General features: G+C 71.8%; 18 protein-coding genes. 10 read left to right on the top strand and 8 right to left on the bottom strand.

The window, feature by feature from the left end; all coding sequences use genetic code 11:
- Positions 1 to 15 precede the first annotated feature (15 nt).
- Positions 16 to 687 carry a PhzF family phenazine biosynthesis protein gene (locus tag ACIGXX_RS11550; protein ID WP_361462816.1) on the top strand — a complete coding sequence of 224 codons (672 nt, stop codon included), beginning with the start codon at positions 16 to 18 and terminating at the stop codon, positions 685 to 687.
- An 84-nt stretch (positions 688 to 771) separates the two neighbouring features.
- Here ACIGXX_RS11550 and ACIGXX_RS11545 read toward each other — a convergent pair whose 3' ends face one another.
- Both ACIGXX_RS11545 and map read right to left on the bottom strand, forming a co-directional pair.
- On the bottom strand, positions 772 to 1,428 hold the full coding sequence (locus ACIGXX_RS11545; RefSeq protein ID WP_351159750.1) for a biliverdin-producing heme oxygenase: 657 nt from the start codon (positions 1,426 to 1,428) through the stop codon (positions 772 to 774).
- Positions 1,429 to 1,561: 133 nt separating this feature from the next.
- Entirely contained in the window at positions 1,562 to 2,419 is an 858-nt protein-coding gene (map, locus tag ACIGXX_RS11540; RefSeq protein WP_351159748.1) for a type I methionyl aminopeptidase, read from the bottom strand.
- A 58-nt stretch (positions 2,420 to 2,477) separates the two neighbouring features.
- Here map and ACIGXX_RS11535 point away from each other — a divergent pair, with 58 nt between their 5' ends.
- A complete protein-coding gene (locus ACIGXX_RS11535; protein WP_351159745.1) occupies positions 2,478 to 2,717 on the top strand; it encodes a hypothetical protein in 240 nt (79 codons plus the stop codon).
- Positions 2,718 to 2,771: 54 nt separating this feature from the next.
- Here ACIGXX_RS11535 and ACIGXX_RS11530 read toward each other — a convergent pair whose 3' ends face one another.
- Together ACIGXX_RS11530 and ACIGXX_RS11525 are read right to left on the bottom strand one after the other, a co-directional pair.
- Positions 2,772 to 4,052 carry an MFS transporter gene (locus tag ACIGXX_RS11530; RefSeq protein WP_399974841.1) on the bottom strand — a complete coding sequence of 427 codons (1,281 nt, stop codon included), beginning with the start codon at positions 4,050 to 4,052 and terminating at the stop codon, positions 2,772 to 2,774.
- A 102-nt stretch (positions 4,053 to 4,154) separates the two neighbouring features.
- Entirely contained in the window at positions 4,155 to 4,769 is a 615-nt protein-coding gene (locus ACIGXX_RS11525) for a hypothetical protein (protein ID WP_351159740.1), read from the bottom strand.
- A 79-nt stretch (positions 4,770 to 4,848) separates the two neighbouring features.
- Here ACIGXX_RS11525 and ACIGXX_RS11520 point away from each other — a divergent pair, with 79 nt between their 5' ends.
- The 3 genes from ACIGXX_RS11520 to ACIGXX_RS11510 all read left to right on the top strand — a co-directional run bounded on the left by ACIGXX_RS11520 (position 4,849) and on the right by ACIGXX_RS11510 (position 6,965).
- Complete coding sequence (locus tag ACIGXX_RS11520) at positions 4,849 to 5,925, top strand: sialidase family protein (protein WP_351159738.1); 1,077 nt, start codon at positions 4,849 to 4,851, stop codon at positions 5,923 to 5,925.
- Positions 5,926 to 5,973: 48 nt separating this feature from the next.
- A complete protein-coding gene (gene npdG / locus ACIGXX_RS11515) occupies positions 5,974 to 6,678 on the top strand; it encodes an NADPH-dependent F420 reductase (protein ID WP_366462695.1) in 705 nt (234 codons plus the stop codon).
- Positions 6,679 to 6,773: 95 nt separating this feature from the next.
- Positions 6,774 to 6,965 (top strand): hypothetical protein, encoded by a 192-nt coding sequence (locus tag ACIGXX_RS11510; RefSeq protein WP_351159733.1) that lies wholly within the window; start codon positions 6,774 to 6,776, stop codon positions 6,963 to 6,965.
- On the opposite strand, the gene ACIGXX_RS11505 is transcribed toward ACIGXX_RS11510, so the two are convergent.
- Positions 6,955 to 7,758 (bottom strand): site-2 protease family protein, encoded by an 804-nt coding sequence (locus tag ACIGXX_RS11505; protein WP_366462694.1) that lies wholly within the window; start codon positions 7,756 to 7,758, stop codon positions 6,955 to 6,957. The two genes, ACIGXX_RS11510 and ACIGXX_RS11505, sit on opposite strands and share 11 nt — an antisense overlap.
- 107 nt (positions 7,759 to 7,865) lie before the next feature.
- Between ACIGXX_RS11505 and ACIGXX_RS11500 the strand changes: the two genes are divergently transcribed.
- Both ACIGXX_RS11500 and ACIGXX_RS11495 read left to right on the top strand, forming a co-directional pair.
- Complete coding sequence (locus ACIGXX_RS11500; protein ID WP_351159729.1) at positions 7,866 to 8,030, top strand: DUF6578 domain-containing protein; 165 nt, start codon at positions 7,866 to 7,868, stop codon at positions 8,028 to 8,030.
- A 115-nt stretch (positions 8,031 to 8,145) separates the two neighbouring features.
- Positions 8,146 to 11,499, top strand: a complete 3,354-nt coding sequence (locus ACIGXX_RS11495; protein WP_351159727.1) for a BTAD domain-containing putative transcriptional regulator — start codon at positions 8,146 to 8,148, stop codon at positions 11,497 to 11,499.
- Between the two features lie 11 nt (positions 11,500 to 11,510).
- Here ACIGXX_RS11495 and ACIGXX_RS11490 read toward each other — a convergent pair whose 3' ends face one another.
- The 3 genes from ACIGXX_RS11490 to panB all read right to left on the bottom strand — a co-directional run bounded on the left by ACIGXX_RS11490 (position 11,511) and on the right by panB (position 14,627).
- Positions 11,511 to 12,338 carry an ABC transporter permease gene (locus ACIGXX_RS11490; protein ID WP_351159724.1) on the bottom strand — a complete coding sequence of 276 codons (828 nt, stop codon included), beginning with the start codon at positions 12,336 to 12,338 and terminating at the stop codon, positions 11,511 to 11,513.
- Positions 12,335 to 13,354, bottom strand: a complete 1,020-nt coding sequence (locus ACIGXX_RS11485; protein ID WP_351159721.1) for an ATP-binding cassette domain-containing protein — start codon at positions 13,352 to 13,354, stop codon at positions 12,335 to 12,337. Before ACIGXX_RS11485 ends, ACIGXX_RS11490 begins: the two co-directional genes overlap by 4 nt.
- A gap of 382 nt (positions 13,355 to 13,736) precedes the next feature.
- Positions 13,737 to 14,627, bottom strand: a complete 891-nt coding sequence (gene panB, locus ACIGXX_RS11480) for a 3-methyl-2-oxobutanoate hydroxymethyltransferase (RefSeq protein WP_351159718.1) — start codon at positions 14,625 to 14,627, stop codon at positions 13,737 to 13,739.
- A 156-nt stretch (positions 14,628 to 14,783) separates the two neighbouring features.
- Here panB and ACIGXX_RS11475 point away from each other — a divergent pair, with 156 nt between their 5' ends.
- From ACIGXX_RS11475 to ACIGXX_RS11465, 3 genes are all read left to right on the top strand, one after another.
- The gene (locus tag ACIGXX_RS11475; RefSeq protein WP_351159716.1) at positions 14,784 to 16,376 is read left to right on the top strand and encodes an MFS transporter; all 1,593 of its coding nucleotides are present in this window, start codon (positions 14,784 to 14,786) and stop codon (positions 16,374 to 16,376) included.
- Between the two features lie 83 nt (positions 16,377 to 16,459).
- On the top strand, positions 16,460 to 17,059 hold the full coding sequence (locus tag ACIGXX_RS11470; protein WP_351159713.1) for a TetR/AcrR family transcriptional regulator: 600 nt from the start codon (positions 16,460 to 16,462) through the stop codon (positions 17,057 to 17,059).
- 173 nt (positions 17,060 to 17,232) lie between these two features.
- Positions 17,233 to 18,255 carry an endonuclease/exonuclease/phosphatase family protein gene (locus ACIGXX_RS11465; protein WP_399974830.1) on the top strand — a complete coding sequence of 341 codons (1,023 nt, stop codon included), beginning with the start codon at positions 17,233 to 17,235 and terminating at the stop codon, positions 18,253 to 18,255.
- Positions 18,256 to 18,398: the final 143 nt, after the last annotated feature.

Here is an 18,398-nt window from a genome sequence, read left to right as displayed (position 1 = left end):
TGTTTGAATGCCCGGATGACGCAACTGCCTTCGGACCTTCCTGACGGCCTCGACGTACTCCGGGTGTTCTGCGGGCCCGACGGCCGGCACGGCAACGAGCTGGGTGTCGTGCGGGACGGGGCCCGCGTTCCGGGTCGGGGCGAGCGGCAGGAGATCGCCGCGAAGCTCGGCTTCAGCGAGACGGTGTTCGTCGATGACCCCGAGCGCGGGGTCATCGACATCTACACCCCTACGCTGCGGCTGCCCTTCGCCGGGCACCCCTGCGTGGGGACGTCCTGGCTGCTGGACGTGCCCGAACTGGTCACGCCCGCGGGGGTGGTGGAGGCCCGCCAGGACGGGGAGTTCAACTGGATCGCCGCGCGGCCGCAGTGGGCGCCGGCCCGCGTCCTGCGCGCGTACGGCACCCCGGCCGAGGTGGACGCCCTCACGGTGCCCCCGCCGGGGGAGTGGATCTACGCGTGGGCGTGGGAGGACGAGGCGGCGGGCCGGGTGCGGGCGCGGGCCTTTCCGGGACGCGACGACGGCATCCGGGAGGACGAGGCCACAGGGGCGGCGGCACTGCTCCTGACGGAACAGCTTGGCCGAGCACTCAACATCACCCAGGGCCAAGGCTCACAGATCCTCACGGCGCCCGCGCCGGGTGGGTTGATCGAGGTGGGGGGACGGGTGCGGCTGGGCGGGACCTGAGGCCCCGCCCCTTTCAGCCCGTCCGGCGTGTGAGGAGGGGTCTGTGGGAAGGGGCGGGGTTGGGGAAAGCCCCGCAGGGGCCGCCTACGCCGACAGCGGGAACTCGTCCCCCAGCTCGCGGAACACCCCCGTGTTCAAAGCGAAGGCGCGCTTGCACTCGTCCACGATCCGCTGCCGCTCCAGCTCATCGGGAACCACCTCTCCCAGCCCGTCGAGCAACTCCCGGTAACCCCGCTTGAACGCGGCCGGGTTGGAGATTCCCTCGAAGACGTAGAAGCGGACCCCGTCGCCCTTCCGGGCGAACCCCCACGTCTGCTCCGCCTTGCCACGGATGATCTGGCCGCCGGAGAGGTCGCCCAGATAGCGCGTGTAGTGGTGGGCCACATACCCTCCCGGCCACTCCTGCGCGCACTCCGCGACCCGCGCCGCGTACGCCGCCGTGGCGGGCAGGGGAGTGGCGGCCGACTTCCAGCCCGCGCCCCGCAGATGCGTGAGGTCCCGCTCCAGTTCCGCGACGCGCAGCAGCTCCGGCTGGATGAAGGGCCCGGCCACCGGATCGTGCTTCAGTGCCTCGGCGCCCTCCTCGAGGGCGCGGTACACGAACCACAGCTGTTCCGTGTAGCGCGCGTACGCGTCGACGCCGAGCCTGCCGCCGAGCAGGTCGCCCATGAACGTCGAGGTCTCCGCCTCCGTGTGCTGCTCGTGCGAAGCGGTGCGGATCACCGTGGAGAACGGATCCATGAGGGACCTCCGAAGCCGAAGAAAGCCGAAGAAAGGCGGGAACCAGTACGACCGCTACCGATCATCCAAGTTAGGCTTACCTAAGTCAACTGGTTCCCGACGTCCTGTCGGTAAAGAGCTACCCGCTCGGAGCTCAGGGAAGCGTAAGGATCTCCGCCCCGCTGTCCGTCACCACGAGGGTGTGCTCGAACTGCGCGGTCCGCTTGCGGTCCTTCGTGACGACCGTCCAACCGTCCTCCCACATGTCGTACTCGTACGTGCCGAGCGTCAGCATCGGCTCGATGGTGAACGTCATGCCGGTCTTGATCGTCGTCGTCGCGTGCGGGCTGTCGTAGTGCGGGACGATCAGGCCGGAGTGGAAGGACGTGTTGATGCCGTGGCCGGTGAAGTCGCGCACGACGCCGTAGCCGAAGCGCTTGGCGTACGACTCGATGACACGGCCGATGATGTTGATCTGGCGGCCGGGCTTGACCGCCTTGATGGCGCGGTCGAGGGACTCGCGGGTCCGCTCCACGAGGAGCGTGGACTCCTCGTCGACGTCCCCGACCAGGTACGTGGCGTTGTTGTCGCCGTGCACACCGCCGATGTACGCGGTCACGTCGAGGTTGATGATGTCGCCGTCGTTCAGGACGGTGGAGTCCGGGATGCCGTGGCAGATGACCTCGTTGACGGAGGTGCACAGCGACTTCTTGAAGCCGCGGTAGCCGAGCGTGGACGGGTAGGCGCCGTGGTCGCACATGTACTCGTGGGCGACGCGGTCCAGCTCATCGGTGGTCACCCCGGGAGCGATGTGCTTGGCGGCCTCGGCCATCGCGCGCGCGGCGATACGGCCCGCGGTGCGCATCAGCTCGATGGTCTCGGGGGTCTGCACCTCTGGCCCCGTGTACGGGGTGGGCGCGGGTTTCCCCACGTACTCCGGGCGCCTGATGTTTCCCGGAACGGGACGGATGGGGGAGAGCTCCCCTGGGACGAGCAGTGACTGGCCAGACATGCCAGCGAGTCTAACCAGCGGTGGTGGGGCAGCATGGCGGGAGAGAGAGGAGCAGACCATGCCACTGTTCAAGAAGCGGACCGTCGGTAAGCCAGGCGAGTGGTACTACTGCCTGGAGCACAAGAAGGTCGAGGAAGGCCCCGACTGTCCCGGCAAGGACCGCTTCGGGCCCTACGCCTCCCGCGAGGAGGCCCAGCGGGCCATGGAGACCGCAGCCGAGCGGAACCTGGAGTGGGAGACCGACCCGAAGTGGCACGACAAGGACCCCCGGGGCGGGAGCGGGGGCGGCGCCGCCTGACCCGCCGCCGGGGGGGGCGTCGGCCGTCCGGTCCCGCCACCGGGGCGCGGCCCGTCACCCGGCGGCGGACACCTCGGACACCTCCCGGCGCCGGACCGCGTCCTCGTCCGTGCTCGCGTCGTACGACAGGAGCTTCGGCAGCACCGCCGTCAGCGCGGCGACCGAGGCCACGCAGGCGAGGCCGCCCGACCAGACGGCGGTGCGGGTGCCGGTCCAGCCGGCGGCCGCCCCCGCGCGGACCTGGCCCAGCTGCGGGCCGACGCTGTAGGAGAGCACCTCGATGCCGGCGAGCCTGCCCCGCAGCTCGTCCGGGATCGTCTGGTTCCAGATCGTGGAGCGGCCGAGCCCGCTGAGCATGTCGCCCGCGCCCGCGAGCGCCAGGCAGACCAGGACCAGCCAGACGTCGGCGAACCACCCGGCCGCCGTGATCGCGAGCCCCCATCCCGCCGCACCGAACACGACGAGCAGCCCGTGCCGCCGCACCCGTGACGTCCATCCGCTGGTCAGGCTGAGCAGCAGCGAACCGACCGCCCCCGCCGCGTACATCAGGCCGAGCGACCACTCCGCGGCGAGATCCTCGGCGAGGAACGGGAAGATCGTGTTCGGGAAGGCGAAGAACATCGCCACCATGTCGATCGCGTACGTGCCGAGCAGCACCGGCCGCGACCACGCGTACCGCGCGCCTTCCGCGAGGCCCCGCAGGGACGGCTTCTCCGCGTCGTGCGCGGGAGGAGCCGGCTGGATGCGGGCGCACAGGGCCACGGAGAGGGCGAAGGAGACCACCGTGATCGCGTACGCGGGTGCGTGCCCGGCGTAGGCGACGACCAGGCCCGCAAGCGAGGGGGCCGCGATCGCGCCGACGTTCCAGCGCAGCGAGTTGAGCGCGGCGGCGGCCGTGAGCTGGTCGTGCGGCACGATGCGCGCCATCAGGGAGTCCAGCGCGGGGCGCTGGAGCCCGGCGAGCGCGGAGACGCCCGCGGCCACCACGTACAGCGGCCACAGCAGCGGCTCCGGGAGCAGCGCGTTCACCAGGAGCACCGCCGCAAGCAGGCCGAGGCCCGCCTCGGTCAGGAGGATCACCTTGCGGCGGTCGACCGCATCGGCCAGCGCGCCTCCGTACAGCCCGAAAACGATCAGCGGCACCAGCTCGACGGCACCCATCGCCCCGACGGCGAGCGGCGAGTCGGTGAGGTCCTTGATCTGCAACGGCAGCGCGACCAGGGCCATGAAGCTGCCGAAGGTGGTGACGAGCCCCTGGACCCAGAGCAGCCGGAAGTCACGCGTGGAGCGCCAGGGGGAGAGATCGGGCAGTACGGATGAGATGGACACGAGCATCCATGCTCAGCGCGGAGAGAGGTGGGGGCAACTGATTTCTCCGGGGCAATCGGGTGGGTGGGCGGGAAAGATCCGCCGCGCAGCGGCGGCTCTGGGCAGGTGCTACCACCGCGCCGGCGGCGGAGCCGTCAGCTGGTCGGCCAGGCGGGACAGCCGGTCACGCAGCCGCTTGCGGCCCCGCGCCGCGGGGAGCGAGTTCTCGCCCGCCGCCGCGCTCACCAGGTGCTGGACCATGTCCAGGTCGAGGTCGGGCGACTCCGGCACGGGCAGGGCCTCGTGCGCCATGGCCCGCAGATCGCCGTGCCCCGAACCCAGGGCCAGCACCGTCGCCCCCGCCGCGCGGGCATCGTGCACCCGCTCCAGGAACGCGGCGCCCGGCGCCGCCGCGGGCGTGTCCGGAGCCACCACGAGCAGCGTCTCGCCGCGTCGCGCCGCCTCGATGCGGCCGAGGCCCGTCGACAGGTGCGCGGGGTCTCCCTCGCGCACCCGGTGGCGTACGAGTGTCGGCGTCAGTTCCGGGGTGCCGGACCAGGCGGCCTCGTCCACGAGGTGCGCGGCCAGGTGCCACGGCTCGTACTCCTCCGTGCCCACCAGGAGGAGTCCGCCGCCGTGCGGCACCACGGAGGACCGCAGCGTCCCGGCGAAGCGGCGCGTCGCGCCCACCCACTCGGTTCCGGCGAGCACTTCGCGAAGGAGCGCGACCCGTACGGCGTCCATGGGGTCGCATCCTGCCTCAACGAGCGAGTCGTCAAGCGGAGTTCACCGGGAATTCGCCCGGGGTGGGGACGGACCGGGGATGGCTGATGAGACAACTGTTCCCTTCCGCGCCGGACGCGAGGGCTACGCGAGCTTCCGCATCCCGGCCGTCGTGGTCACCGGCTCCGGTTCCCTGCTCGCCTTCTGCGAGGGGAGGGTCGGCTCGCAGGAGGACTTCGGCAACATCGACGTGGTGCTGAAGCGGTCCGGTGACGGCGGCCGGACCTGGGGGCCGCTCCAGGTCGTCGCCCAGAACGGCGTCCACCTCGCGGGCAACCCCGCCCCCGTCGTCCTCGACACCGGCCGCATCCTCCTCGTCCACGTCCGCAACGCCGCCTTGGCGACCGAGGACGCCATCCGCCGCGGCACGGTCTCCGCGGCGAACGGACGGCGGATCTGGGTGCAGCACAGCGACGACGACGGGCTGACCTGGTCGGCTCCCCGGGAGATCACCGGCCAGGTCAAGAAGGCGAACTGGCGGTGGTACGCGACCACTCCCGGCCACGCGCTGCAGATGAGCACGGGCCGGGTCGTCGTGCCCGCCAACCACTCCCTGCCGCCGACCGGCACGGACAACGGCACCGAGGGCAAGTACAACGGCGGGCACTGCCTGCTCAGCGACGACCTCGGCCAGACCTGGCGCATCGGCTACATCGACGACAACACCAACGGCTATGTGAACGTGAACGAGACCACCGCGGCCGAACTCCCCGACGGGCGGCTCTACTTCAACACCCGCAACGACTCCCCGGCCCCCGGCACCCGCGCCGACGCCCACTCCGTCGACGGCGGCCGGCGCCTCGTCAAGCCCTTCCGGCCGCAGGCCGGGCTCGTCGGTCCCGTCGTCGAATGCAGCGTTCTGCAGCTGCGTACGCCGGACGTGCTGCTGTTCTCCGGGCCCGCCGACCCCGGCTTCCGCGCCCTGATGACGGTGCGCCGCAGCCGCGACGGCGGCACCACGTGGCAGGACGCGTACACCGTGGACGGGCTGCCCGCCGCGTACTCCGATCTCGTACGCGTCGACGACGCGACCGTCGGACTCCTCTACGAGACGGGTGACTTCAGCGCGTACGAGACCATCACGTTCCGGCGGATACCGGTGGCCGCGCTGGCCTGAATCGGGCGCCGGTGGGGCGCCGTCCGTGCGGTGAGTAAGGTCGGCTGCATGACCTCTAACGACAGTGTGCAGAAGCCTCCGGCCAAGGATCCCTGGGAGCTGCCCGACGTCTCCGGGCTCGTCGTCGGCGTACTCGGCGGCACCGGGGACCAGGGCCGCGGCCTCGCCTACCGGCTGGCCCGCGCGGGCCAGAAGGTGATCATCGGCTCCCGCGCGGCCGAGCGGGCGCAGACCGCCGCCGACGAGCTCGGCCTCGGCGTCGAGGGCGCCGAGAACGCGGAGTGCGCGCGGCGCAGCGACATCGTGATCGTCGCCGTGCCGTGGGACGGGCACGGCAAGACCCTTCAGGCGCTGCGCGAGGAGCTGAGCGGCAAGCTCGTCGTCGACTGCGTGAACCCGCTCGGCTTCGACAAGAAGGGCGCCTACGCCCTGAAGCCCGAGGAGGGCAGCGCCGCCGAGCAGGCCGCCGCCCTGCTGCCGGACTCCCGCGTCACGGCCGCCTTCCACCACCTGTCGGCCGTCCTGCTCCAGGACCCGGCCGTCGAGGAGATCGACACCGACGTGATGGTCCTGGGCGAGGCCCGCGCCGACACGGACATCGTCCAGGCGCTCGCCGCGCGGATCCCCGGCATGCGGGGCGTCTTCGCGGGGCGCCTGCGCAACGCGCACCAGGTGGAGTCCCTCGTGGCCAACCTGATCTCCGTGAACCGGCGGTACAAGGCGCACGCGGGGCTGCGCGTGACCGACGTCTAGGGCGTAGCGGGCATGGGGGACACTGGTGGGCGGACGCCGCTTCCCGCGACCGGCCGCTCAGCACCCGGACCTACCCCCGACAGGAGCCGACCCCCATGCCCCGCCTCGCTCTCTACGCCCTCACGGTCTGCGCCCTCGCCGTCGTCGCGGCCGTGGTCTCCTTCGTCCAGGGCTACTGGATCGGCGTCGTCTGGGTGCTGCTCGCCGGGCTCTCGTCGAACATGGCGTGGTACTACCTGCGCCGCGCGAAGGCCGAGCGGGACGCGTCGCGCGCCGCTACGGGCTGAGCGTGCAGTACTGGCTCGGGTCGCCGTCCCAGAAGCGGTAGAAGTCCCGGCCGCAGTACGTCTCCAGGTCGTACACGCCAAGACCGCGCAGGATCGCGTCGATCGCGTCGAAGAAGGCGCCGTTGACCTCCGGGATCCACAGGATGCCGAAGACGGCGAGCAGGCCGAACGGCGCGAACGGCTCCACCTGGCGGCGGATCTTGTGCGAGAGCCAGGGCTCGATCACGCCGTAGCCGTCCAGCCCCGGGATGGGCAGCGAGTTCAGGATCGCGGCCGTCACCTGGAGCATGGCCAGGAAGGCGAGCGCGAACCGGAAGGTGTCCGGGACGCCGGAGAGCGCGTCGAGCCAGAAGGGCGCGGTGCACACGATCGCGAAGAGCACGTTCGTGAGCGGCCCCGCGGCCGAGATCAGGCTGTGCTTCCACTTGCCCCGGATGCGGCCCCGCTCGATGAAGACGGCGCCGCCGGGCAGGCCGATGCCACCCATGATCACGAAGAGCACCGGGAGCACGATGCTGAGCAGCGCGTGCGTGTACTTGAGCGGGTTGAGGGTCAGATAGCCCTTCGCGCCGATGGAGATGTCGCCGCTGTGCAGGGCGGTGCGCGCGTGGGCGTACTCGTGCAGACAGAGCGAGACGATCCAGGCAGCCGTCACGAAGAGGAAGACGGCGAGGCCGGGATTGTCCGCGAATCCCGTCCAGGTGGCCCAGCCGGAAACCGCGGTGACGGCGGCGATCCCCAGGAAGACGGGGCTGATCCGCCGGTCGCTGCGTCGGGTGGGAGCGGTGGTCATGGGGCGGGGCTCCTGGATCTGGCGGGCCGGTTGTCGTACGGGACCGTACCCCGGCGTACGGCGAAAACGTCTCGCACTCGGTGGGGAGTTCCAGGGAGGGTGGGGGCATGGCGCTGTGGAACGTGATGTACGACGACCGGCGGATGGAATGCCGCGGGAGGCCGTTCGCCGTGGGGGACGAGGTGGCGTGGCAGCCAGTGGCTGCGCCCGGTGGAGGAGTGCCCCGAGGTGCCGGCGGAAGGCGGATGAACAGGGGGCTCCCGCGCCGCTGACAGACTGACGTGCAGGCCGTCCGGCGTCCGAGGACGACTCGGCGAAGCCGGTGACCGGCCGTGCGCCGGAGCCCCGCGCAGCGGCCTGCACCGCCCCTCACCCCCACCGGAGACAATGGACCCCGTGCGCTATCGCATTCTCGGCACCACCCAGGCATTCCACGCCGACGGCACGGCCATCGCCGTCGGCGGCTCAAGGCTGCGCGCACTCCTGACGGTCCTCGCCCTGCGCGTGCCCCGGCCCGTCCCGGCCGCCGCACTCGTCGACGAGGTGTGGGGCGGCGACCCGCCCGCGGACACGTCCGGCGCGCTGCAGGCCCTGGTGGGCCGCCTGCGCCGGGCCATCGGCGCCGAGGCGATCGCCTCGGCCGACGGCGGCTACCGGCTGCGCGCCGCACCGGACGACATCGACCTGTACCGCTTCGACCGCCTCGCGGGCGAAGGCACGAACGCCCTGGCCGACGGCGACGCGGCCAAGGCCGCGGCGATCCTCGACGACGCGCTGGCCCTCTGGCAGGGACCTCCGCTCGCCGACCTCCCGGACCGCACCGCGGAGGCGGCCCGCTGGGAGGCCCGCCGCCTGGAGGCCCGCCGGGCCGCTCTGGCCGCCGCGCTCGCCCTCGGCAGGGCCGAGCAGGTGCTGCCCGAGCTCGCCGCCCTGTGCGACGGCCACCCCCTCGACGAGCCGCTGCAGGCCCTGCGGCTGCGGGCGCTGCGCGACGCGGGCCGCCCCGCGCAGGCGCTCGCCGCCTACGACGGAGTACGCCGCCTCATCGCGGACCGCATCGGCGCCGACCCGGGACCCGAACTCCGCACCCTCCACGAGGAGTTGCTGCACGGACAGACCCCGCACTCCCCGCGCCCGCCCGCCACGCCGGTCCGCCCGCCGGAGAGACCGCAGGGCAACCTGCGGGCCAGGCTCACCTCCTTCGTCGGCCGCGAGAGCGACATCGAGGCGATCCGGGGGGACCTGGCGCGGGCCCGCCTCGTCACGCTGCTCGGGCCCGGCGGCGCCGGCAAGACGCGGCTCTCCCAGGAGGCCGCGGAGGCCTACGCCGGCGGCGTGCCCGACGGCGTGTGGCTGGCCGAACTCGCGCCGGTCGAGGACCCGGACGCGGTGCCGGAGGCGGTCCTCACCGCGCTCGGCGCCCGCGAGACGGTGCTGCGCGGCGCGGGCGCCGAAGAGCTGCGCGCGGCGTCGGAGTGGCACGGCGACGACCCCGTCGTACGCCTCACCGAGCACTGCGCGCAGCGCCGCATGCTCCTGATCCTCGACAACTGCGAGCACGTCGTCGACGCCGCGGCCCGCCTCGCCGACCGCCTGCTCGCGCACTGCCCCGGCCTCACGGTCCTGGCCACGAGCCGCGAACCCCTGGGCGTTCCGGGGGAGTTGCTGCACCCCGTGGAGCCGCTGCCCGAGCCGATCGCGCTGCGTCTGCTCGCGGACCGGGGCGCGGCGGCGCGGCCGGGCTTCCGCATCGAGGACGACCGGTCGGCGGCGGCCGAGATCTGCCGCCGCCTGGACGGCCTGCCGCTGGCCATCGAGCTGGCCGCGGCCCGCCTGCGCATGCTCACCACCCGGCAGATCGCCGACCGCCTCGACGACCGCTTCCGGCTCCTGACGAGCGGCGCCCGCACGGTCCTGCCGCGCCAGCAGACCCTGCGCGCGGTGGTCGACTGGTCCTGGGACCTCCTGGACACCGCCGAGCGCACCGTCCTGCGCCGCCTCTCCGTCTTCGCGGGCGGCTGCGACCTGGCCGCCGCCGAAGCGGTGTGCGGGGCGCCCGCCGCGAGTGCCACGGCCGGTGACGGCGCGGGGCCGCGGCCGCTCGACGTCGCCGACGTGCTCGGCTCCCTCGTCGACAAGTCCCTTGTCGTCGCCGCCCCTTCGCCGCAGGGCGGCATGCGCTACCGCCTCCTGGAGACCGTGGGCGAGTACGCGGGGGAACGGCTCGACGAGGCAGGTGACCGGAGCGTCGCCGAACGGGCCCACCTGGTGTACTTCCGGGAGTTCGCCCGGCTCACCGAACCGCGGCTGCGCGGCGGCGGCCAGCGGGAAGCCGTCGAAGGCCTCGAGGTCGAGTACGAGAACCTGCGCACCGCGCTGCGGCACGCGGTCGCCGCCCGGGACGAGCAGGAGGCGCTCTGCCTGGTCCTCTCGCTCTCCTGGTTCTGGACGATCCGCGACCTGCGCATCGAGATCCGCAACTGGTCCCGTGACGTCGTCGCCCTGGGACCCGATCCCTTCGAGCGCCCCGTCACCCCGGTGGAACCGCTCTACGAACGCTGCACGGACAGCCCGCCGCCGATGCGCCCCGAGGTGCTCGAAGAGGCGCGGCGCGGCGTCCACCTCATCCAGCTCTCCTGCATGGACATGAACCTGGAGGCGTGGCAGACCCCCGAGGCCCTGGAGAAACTGGCGGGCATCCGGGAGGCGTACCGGCCGGGCCTTCCGCAGACCTGCTGGTCGCCGGGGAGCCTGTGGTTCTTCGCGGTGCTGCTCGACGGGAACATCGACCAGCTGTACGCCATCATCGACGCGACCATCGCCACCTGCCGCGAGCGGGGCTACGACTGGGAGCTCGCCGCGTCCTTGCAGCAGCGCGCCAACATCCGCGCCAACCGGGCCGACTGGGCCGGTGACGCCCGCCGTGACGCCGACGAGTCCCTGGAGATCTTCACCCGGCTCGGCGACGTGTGGGGCATGGCCGAGGCGCTCTCCTCGCGCGGCGAGGCCCATGAGCGGCGCGGCAGGTACACCCTCGCCGCCGAGGACTTCGGCGCCGCCATCGAGCACGCGGAGCGGCTCGGCGCCCCCGCGCAGGTGAACGTGCTCACCGCCCGGCTCGGGGCGGTCCTGGCCGAGGCGGGCGAAGTGGCCCGGGGCGAGGAACTGCTCTGGTCGGTCATGGAGCACGACGGCAAGGGTTCGAGCGAGTCCATGCCCGCCGCCCGCTTCTTCCTCGTCGACCTGCTCGGCCGCACGGGCCGCACCGCCGAGGCGCGCGAGCAACTCCAGCTCCTGCGGGAGGAGTTCAAGGCCGTCGAGTTCGTCATCTTCGAGGGTTTCATGCTGGGCGCCGAGGCCTGGCTCGACACCGTGGACGGCCGTCACGCCGAGGGCCTGGTCACGGCGCGCGCCGCGCTCGACACGTCCCTCGACCCGCTGACCAAGATGATGGCGCCGCAGATGACCTCCGTGCACCTCACCGTCGCCGCCCGAGCCCTGGCCGCGCTCGACGGCGGCCGGCACGCCCACGACGCCGCGCGGCTGATCGCCGTCGCCCGCCGTGAGCTGCCGCCCGGTCACATCGCCCCCGCCGCGGAGCGCGAGATCCACACCGCCGCCGTGGAGTCGGCGCGCGGGGCCCTGGGTGACGCCGCGTACGAAGCCGCGTACGCGGAAGGCGGCAGCCTCTCCGTGGAGGAGGCCGCCGCCCTCTGCGACAGGCACATCAACGACGTCTAGCGGGTCCGCGGTCAGCTCTTCGTGCGGAACTTGTGGATCGCGACCGGTGCCATCACCACCGTGAGCACCACCGACCAGCCGACCGTCACCCAGATGTCGTGCGCGACCGGGCCGCCCACCATCAGGCCGCGCGCGGAGTCCGCGAGCGAGGACAGCGGGTTGTAGTCGGTGAACGCCTGGAGCCAGCCGGGCATCGACTGTGTCGGCGCGAAGATCGACGAGCCGAACTGCAGCGGCATCAGGACCAGGAAGCCCATCGCCTGCACGGACTGGGCGCTCTTCAGCGAGACGCCGAGGACCAGGAAGATCCACATGATGGCCGAGCCGAAGAGGGCGGACAGGCCCACGGCGGCGAACAGGCCGCCCCAGTTGGTGATGTCGAAGCCCACCAGGACACCGACGACCATCATGACCGCCGTCGCGACGAGCATCCGCATCAGCTCCACCACGATCTTGGCGAAGAGCACCGAACCCTGGCCGATCGGCAGGGTGCGGAAGCGGTCCATGATGCCGTTCTGGAAGTCCTGGTTGAAGCCGGTGCCGACGGCCATGGCGATGTTCATGCTCATCATCGCCATCATGCCCGGCACCACGTACTGCACGTACTGGTCCTGACCGCCGCCGAGCGCCTGGCCGATGGAGCCGCCGAAGACGTACACGAACAGGAGCGTGAAGATGATCGGCATCAGGATCGCGTCGAGCATCGACTCCGGGTCCTGGCGGATCCAGAGCAGATTGCGGCGGACCAGGGCGCTGGTGTGGCGCACGTGGTCGCGGAGCCCGATGCGGGCGTCGGCCTCTCCCTGGTGGAGGGGCGGCGTGAGAGTGGTGCTGCTCATACGGCAACCTCCTCGAGTTCGGGGCGGACGTCCTGCGGGGCGCTGGCCTTCTGGCCGGTGATGGAGAGGAACACCTCGTCCAGGCTGGGCAGTTCGGTGGCGATCGAGCCGATCGTGATGCCGCGCGCGGTGACCGCGCCGACCACGGCGGTGAGCTGCTCGTCGCTGAGGATCGGCACCAGGACCGTGCCGGACTCGGCGTCCACGGTCGAGCTGGCGAGGCCGGTCAGGCCCATGCCGTCGAGCGCGCCGGCCAGCGGGCGCAGCTCCAGCGGGTCGGCCGGGCGGATGCGCAGGGTGCGGCCGCCGACCTTCGCCTTCAGCTCGTCGATGCCGCCGTTGGCGATGACCTTGCCGCGGTCGATGACCGTCAGCTCGGAGGCGAGCTGCTCGGCCTCCTCCATGTACTGGGTGGTGAGCAGCACGGTGACGCCGTCGCCGACCATGCGCTTGACCTCGGCCCACACCTCGTTGCGGGTGCGGGGGTCGAGGCCGGTGGTGGGCTCGTCCAGGTAGAGGACGGAGGGGCTGCCGATCATCGACGCCGCGAGGTCGAGGCGGCGGCGCATGCCGCCGGAGTACGTCTTGGCGGGGCGGTTGGCCGCCTCGGTGAGGGAGAACCGCTCCAGCAGGGCGTCGGCCCTCGACCTGGCCTCCTTGCGGGAGAGGTCCAGGAGCCGTCCGATCATGTAGAGGTTCTCGCGCCCGGAGAGCTTCTCGTCCACGGATGCGTACTGCCCGGTCAGGCCTATGACCCGGCGGAGCTGGCGGGGCTGCCTGACGACGTCGTAACCGGCCACGAAGGCGGAGCCGGAGTCCGGGACGACGAGGGTGGAGAGGCAGCGTACGAGGGTGGTCTTGCCGGCGCCGTTCGGGCCGAGCACGCCGAGGACGGTGCCCTCGCGTACGTCGAGGTCAACGCCGTCCAGTGCTTTGGTCTCGCCGTAGTGCTTGACCAGTCCCCTCACGGTGACGGCGCTTCCGGCGCCGCCGGGGGTGTTGTCGATTCGCTTCATGCCGCAAGACTGTCAGCCGCCACCGACAAACCACCGACAGAGCGCCTACACCTGGGCGGTGGGCCGGATGCGGTGCCTTCCCGCCCCCGGGGGCGGCCCCCTGCGGGGCGGCTTCGACCGCTCGCTTCCCGTCGCGGCGGACCCGCTCCCCCTCCCGCCCGCTCCGCGGCGGATCTCTCCCACCCACCCGTTACCCCGGGGTAACGGGTGGGTGGGTGGGAGACATCGCCGCGAAGCGGCGGACAGGAAGACCCGCAGCCGGCCGGAGCCAGAGCCGACGACAGGAGCAGGACCTCGCCCCCCACGCCCCCCCCGGCGAGGAAAAAGCGGACAGCCCGTCGACGGGGGAAATCGACGGGCTGCCGGTGGTGCCGCTGTGGCTCTAGTGGACCGAGTGCTCCGCGGCGGGGAACGTGCCGCCCACCACGTCTTCCGCGAACGCCTTGGCCGCGCCGCTCATCACGCCCCGCAGATCCGCGTACTGCTTCACGAAGCGCGGCATCTTGCCGCCGGTCAGGCCCAGCATGTCCGTCCAGACCAGGACCTGCGCGTCGCAGCCCGCGCCCGCGCCGATCCCGACCGTCGGGATGTGCAGGGAGCGGGTGACCTCGGCCGCCAGCTCCGCGGGGACCAGCTCCAGGACCACCGCGAACGCTCCCGCGTCCTGCGCGGCCTTCGCATCGCTCAGGAGACGGTGCGCCGCCTCGTCGCCGCGGCCCTGCACGCGGTAGCCCATCGTGTTCACGGACTGCGGCGTGAGGCCGAGGTGGGACATGACGGGGATGCCGGAGGAGACGATCAGCTCGGTCTGGGGGAGCGAGCGTTCGCCGCCCTCCAGCTTCACCGCGCCGACCCCGGCCTCCTTGACCAGACGCGTCGCCGAGCGAAGGGCCTGGACGGGGCCTTCCTGGTACGACCCGAAGGGCAGATCGCCGACGATCAGGGCGCGCGACGTGCCCCGTACGACGGCCGCGGACAGCATGGTCATCTCGTCGAGGGTGACGGGCACGGTCGTCTCGTACCCGAGGTGGCAGTTGCCCGCCGAGTCGCCGACCAGCATCACGGGGATGCCGGACTCGTCGAAGACGGACGCGGTCATCGCGTCGTACGCGGTGAGCATGGGCCACTTCTCGCCCCGCTCCTTGGCGGCGGCGATGTCCCGCACGGTGATGCGCCGGGTGCTCTTGCCTCCGTACAGCGCCTTGCTGCTGTCGGTGGACTGGCTCGCGGCGGACCCCGCAGGCTGGTTCTGGGCAGCCGAAAGTTGCGTCATCGCAACGGCTCCTTCTCTTATCTCGAGGCGCCCTGACGGCGTCCCCGGATCACCTCCATGGTGGCATCGCGTGCCGCCCGGCGGCTAGTGGACCCTTCGGTAAAGTCTTTACAATACGAGACGGTCTCGTATCGAAATGGCTCTAGGGTGGAAGCCATGACTACTCCCGCCGTCACCACCCCACGCATACCGGAAGCCGTCCACCGGCGCCGTTGGGCGATCCTCGGCGTCCTGATGCTGAGCCTGCTGATCGTGGTGCTCGACAACTCGATCCTGAACGTCGCCATCAAGACGATCTCGACCCCCGAGCCCACCGGCCTGGGCGCCACCCAGGGCGACCTGGAATGGGCCATCAACTCCTACACCCTGGTCTTCGCCGGACTCCTCTTCACGGCAGGCCTGCTCGGCGACCGGCTCGGCCGCAAGAAGATGCTGATCCTGGGCCTCGCCGTCTTCGGCATCGGCTCCGCACTCGCCGCCGAGTCCGGATCGCCCGTCCAACTCATCCTGTTCCGCGCGGTGATGGGCCTCGGCGCCGCCTTCGTGATGCCCGCCACCCTCGCCGTCCTGATGAACGTCTTCGAGCGCGAGGAGCAGCCCAAGGCCATCGGCATCTGGGCGGGCGGCGTCGGCCTCGCCATCGCGATCGGGCCCATCACCGGCGGCATACTCCTGGACCACTTCTGGTGGGGCTCGGTCTTCCTGGTGAACGTGCCGATCGTGATCGTCGCCATCGGCCTGATGATCTGGCTCGTCCCCGAGTCGCGCGACCCCAAGCCCGGCCGCATCGACCTGGCGGGCGTGGCCCTGTCCATCGTCGGCCTGGTCCTGCTCGTCTACGGCATCATCAAGGGCGGCCAGCTCGCCGACTTCACCGACCCCGCGGCCCTGGCGACGATCGTCGCGGGCATCGCCGTACTCGTCGGATTCGTGCTGTACGAGAAGCGCAGCGACCACCCGTCCATCGACATCTCGTACTTCAGGAACCGCGTCTTCTCGGCGGCGATCAGCTCCCTCGCGCTCGTCTTCTTCGCGCTGATGGGCGTGACCTTCTTCGCGGTCTTCTACACGCAGAGCGTGCGCGGCTACTCGCCGCTGCAGACCGGCCTGCTGATGCTGCCGCTCGCCGCCGCGCAGCTCATCTTCGCGCCGCGCGCCCGGCTCGTCGTCGACCGCTTCGGGGTGCGCGCCGTGTGCACGGGCGGGCTGCTGCTGCTCGCCGCGATGCTCGCCGCCTTCACCACGCTCGAAGCCGACACGCCGATCTGGATCCTGGAGGTCATCTTCTTCCTGATGGGCACCGGCATGGCGCACATCATGACGCCCGCGAGCGTCGTCATCATGCAGGCGCTGCCCCGCGAGAAGGCGGGCTCCGCCTCCGCGCTGAGCAACACCTTCCGGCAGGTCGGCGGCGCCCTGGGCATCGCGGTGCTCGGCTCCGTGCTCTCCGCGGCCTACCGCAACGGCGTCGAGGACAAGCTGACCCTGCTCCCCGCCGACGTGCGGCACACCGCGGGGGAGTCCATCGAGGCCACCCTCGGCGTCGCCGCGAAGCTCGGCCCGCGCGGCGAACCCCTGGTGACCGCGGCCCACGACTCCTTCCTGCACGCCATGCACGTCACGGCCCTCTGCGGCGCGGGCGTCGCCCTGATCGGCGTCGTGGTCGTCGCCCTGTTCCTGCCGGGCCGCCCGCCCCAGGAGCCGGAGGCCGAACCGAAGGAGGCGGATCCGGTCGGCGCCGGACGCTGACTCGAGCGGGCCACGACGGGGCTGCCGGGCCGGGCAGGGACAATCGGCCTGGCAGAGCGCGGACGACAAGAGACGGAGTTGACGTGGGCCACATCGCCAAAGGCGTCCGGGGGCGCCCCCGCAGCGAGGCCGTGGAGCGGTCGATCATCGAGGGCGTCCTGAAGATGATCGAGGACGGCGTCCCCCTGGCCGACCTCTCCATCGAGCGGATCGCGCGCACGGCGGGTGTGGGTAAGGCCACCATCTACCGCCGCTGGAGCGGCAAGGAAGAACTCTTCGTCGACATCCTGCGCCTCATGGAGGACCCCTCTCCCGAGCTGTCCGGGGAATCCATGCGCGCCGACCTCGTCACCCTCCTCGACCACTTGCGCAGACGCGGCGTGACCCTGAGGTCCTCCGCGCTCCTGCACAACGTCTTCGCGCAGATGAAGAGCCTGCCGAAGCTCTGGGAGGCGTACCAGGCGACGGTCGTCGAACCGCAGCGCCGCGTCATGCTCGGCGTGCTGCGCCGCGGCATCGAGAACGGCGAACTGCGCCCGGACGTCGATGTCGCGCTGGCCAACGACCTCATCGCCGGACCCATGCTGCTGCGCACCGTCCTGCGCTCCGACGCGCCGCTCGACGAGGACCTCGCGGAGCGGATCGTGGACGCCGTGCTCGCGGGGCTGCGGCCCACGGGGTGAATGTGCGCGTTTCGTCACAGCGGCCCGTTGTGCGCACAGATGCGGAACCCGCCGCGCCGCCCCGCTCGTCCTCGTCCCGTACGGCCGTCACGGACGGCGGGGAGGACACCCGATCATCGCCTAGGGTTTCAGGGGCGAGGACGGTTGCACGGCACCAGTGAGGCGACGAGCGTATGGCGCAGGCGTATGTGACGGAAACGGGCAACGGCGGCTCGGGGCCTGACCGCCAGGGGTCCCGGCTCCGGCGCCTGGTCGACGGATGGCGCGGCGACCGGGGCATCTGGAGGCGCGGCCTCGTCACGGCCGGGATCGCGGTGCTGCTCGCCCTGGTGATGCTCTTCCACGCGCAGATCCCGAACGGCGTCGGCAACCTCGGCAGCCTCATCGAGACGTTCCTGCCCTGGCTCGGCCTCCTCGTCCCGGTGCTGCTGGTCATCGGGTTCGTGCGCAAGTCCGCCACCGCGCTGATCGCCGTGCTGCTGCCCGCGGTCATCTGGGTCAGCTCCTTCGGCGGCCTGATCTCCGACAAGTCCGGTGCCGGCGGCGACCTGACGGTCGCCACCCACAACGTGAACGCGGAGAACGCCGACCCCTCGGGCACCGCCCGTGACGTCGCCGCGTCCGGCGCCGACGTCGTGGCGCTGGAGGAGCTCACGGCGGACGCCGTCCCGACGTACGAGAAGGCGCTGGCCGGCACGTACAAGTACCACTCGGTGCAGGGCACGGTCGGCCTGTGGAGCAAGTACCCCCTGACCGGCACGCGGCCCGTCGACATCAAGCTGGGCTGGACGCGCGCGATGCGGACGACGGTCGACAGCCCCAAGGGCGAGGTCGCCGTGTACGTCGCGCACCTGCCGTCGGTGCGGGTCAAGCTGGACGCGGGCTTCACCGCCAACCAGCGTGACGCGAGCGCGGACGCGCTGGGCGAGGCCATCGCCGACGAGCCGATCTCCAAGGTCGTGCTGCTCGGCGACCTGAACGGCACGATGAACGACCGCGCCCTGAACGCGGTCACCTCCCAGATGCGCTCCACGCAGGGCGCGGCGGGCAACGGCTTCGGCTTCAGCTGGCCCGCGTCGTTCCCGATGGCGCGGATCGACCAGATCATGGTGAAGGGCGTCGAGCCGCTGTCGTCGTGGTCGCTGCCGGAGACGGGCAGCGACCACCTGCCGATCGCGGCGCGCGTCGAGCTGTAGAGCACGGCTGTAGGGCACTGCCCGCGCCGGTGCGCGGGCTGTGCCGCGCGCCCGTCGGCTAGCGCGCGCTAGTCTGTGGGGCCGCTGTTCTCGGTGCGCGGCACATCTGCTCTGGACCTCGCGGAATACTGAGCCTGAGACAC

Source organism: Streptomyces sp. NPDC055243, from assembly GCF_044544025.1.
GTDB lineage: Bacteria > Actinomycetota > Actinomycetes > Streptomycetales > Streptomycetaceae > Streptomyces.
Note: the sequence above shows the minus strand (reverse complement) of the source record. Positions and strands in the feature narration are given on the sequence as shown.

What these genes read in the sequence shown, in the direction of transcription:
- ACIGXX_RS11550 (WP_361462816.1), top strand. Translation starts at nt 16, where the DNA reads ATGACGCAACTGCCTTCGGACCTTCCTGACGGCCTCGACGTACTCCGG.
- ACIGXX_RS11545 (WP_351159750.1), bottom strand. Translation starts at nt 1,428, where the DNA reads ATGGATCCGTTCTCCACGGTGATCCGCACCGCTTCGCACGAGCAGCAC.
- map (WP_351159748.1), bottom strand. Translation starts at nt 2,419, where the DNA reads ATGTCTGGCCAGTCACTGCTCGTCCCAGGGGAGCTCTCCCCCATCCGT.
- ACIGXX_RS11535 (WP_351159745.1), top strand. Translation starts at nt 2,478, where the DNA reads ATGCCACTGTTCAAGAAGCGGACCGTCGGTAAGCCAGGCGAGTGGTAC.
- ACIGXX_RS11530 (WP_399974841.1), bottom strand. Translation starts at nt 4,052, where the DNA reads ATGCTCGTGTCCATCTCATCCGTACTGCCCGATCTCTCCCCCTGGCGC.
- ACIGXX_RS11525 (WP_351159740.1), bottom strand. Translation starts at nt 4,769, where the DNA reads ATGGACGCCGTACGGGTCGCGCTCCTTCGCGAAGTGCTCGCCGGAACC.
- ACIGXX_RS11520 (WP_351159738.1), top strand. Translation starts at nt 4,849, where the DNA reads ATGGCTGATGAGACAACTGTTCCCTTCCGCGCCGGACGCGAGGGCTAC.
- npdG (WP_366462695.1), top strand. Translation starts at nt 5,974, where the DNA reads ATGACCTCTAACGACAGTGTGCAGAAGCCTCCGGCCAAGGATCCCTGG.
- ACIGXX_RS11510 (WP_351159733.1), top strand. Translation starts at nt 6,774, where the DNA reads ATGCCCCGCCTCGCTCTCTACGCCCTCACGGTCTGCGCCCTCGCCGTC.
- ACIGXX_RS11505 (WP_366462694.1), bottom strand. Translation starts at nt 7,758, where the DNA reads ATGACCACCGCTCCCACCCGACGCAGCGACCGGCGGATCAGCCCCGTC.
- ACIGXX_RS11500 (WP_351159729.1), top strand. Translation starts at nt 7,866, where the DNA reads ATGGCGCTGTGGAACGTGATGTACGACGACCGGCGGATGGAATGCCGC.
- ACIGXX_RS11495 (WP_351159727.1), top strand. Translation starts at nt 8,146, where the DNA reads ATGGACCCCGTGCGCTATCGCATTCTCGGCACCACCCAGGCATTCCAC.
- ACIGXX_RS11490 (WP_351159724.1), bottom strand. Translation starts at nt 12,338, where the DNA reads ATGAGCAGCACCACTCTCACGCCGCCCCTCCACCAGGGAGAGGCCGAC.
- ACIGXX_RS11485 (WP_351159721.1), bottom strand. Translation starts at nt 13,354, where the DNA reads ATGAAGCGAATCGACAACACCCCCGGCGGCGCCGGAAGCGCCGTCACC.
- panB (WP_351159718.1), bottom strand. Translation starts at nt 14,627, where the DNA reads ATGACGCAACTTTCGGCTGCCCAGAACCAGCCTGCGGGGTCCGCCGCG.
- ACIGXX_RS11475 (WP_351159716.1), top strand. Translation starts at nt 14,784, where the DNA reads ATGACTACTCCCGCCGTCACCACCCCACGCATACCGGAAGCCGTCCAC.
- ACIGXX_RS11465 (WP_399974830.1), top strand. Translation starts at nt 17,233, where the DNA reads ATGGCGCAGGCGTATGTGACGGAAACGGGCAACGGCGGCTCGGGGCCT.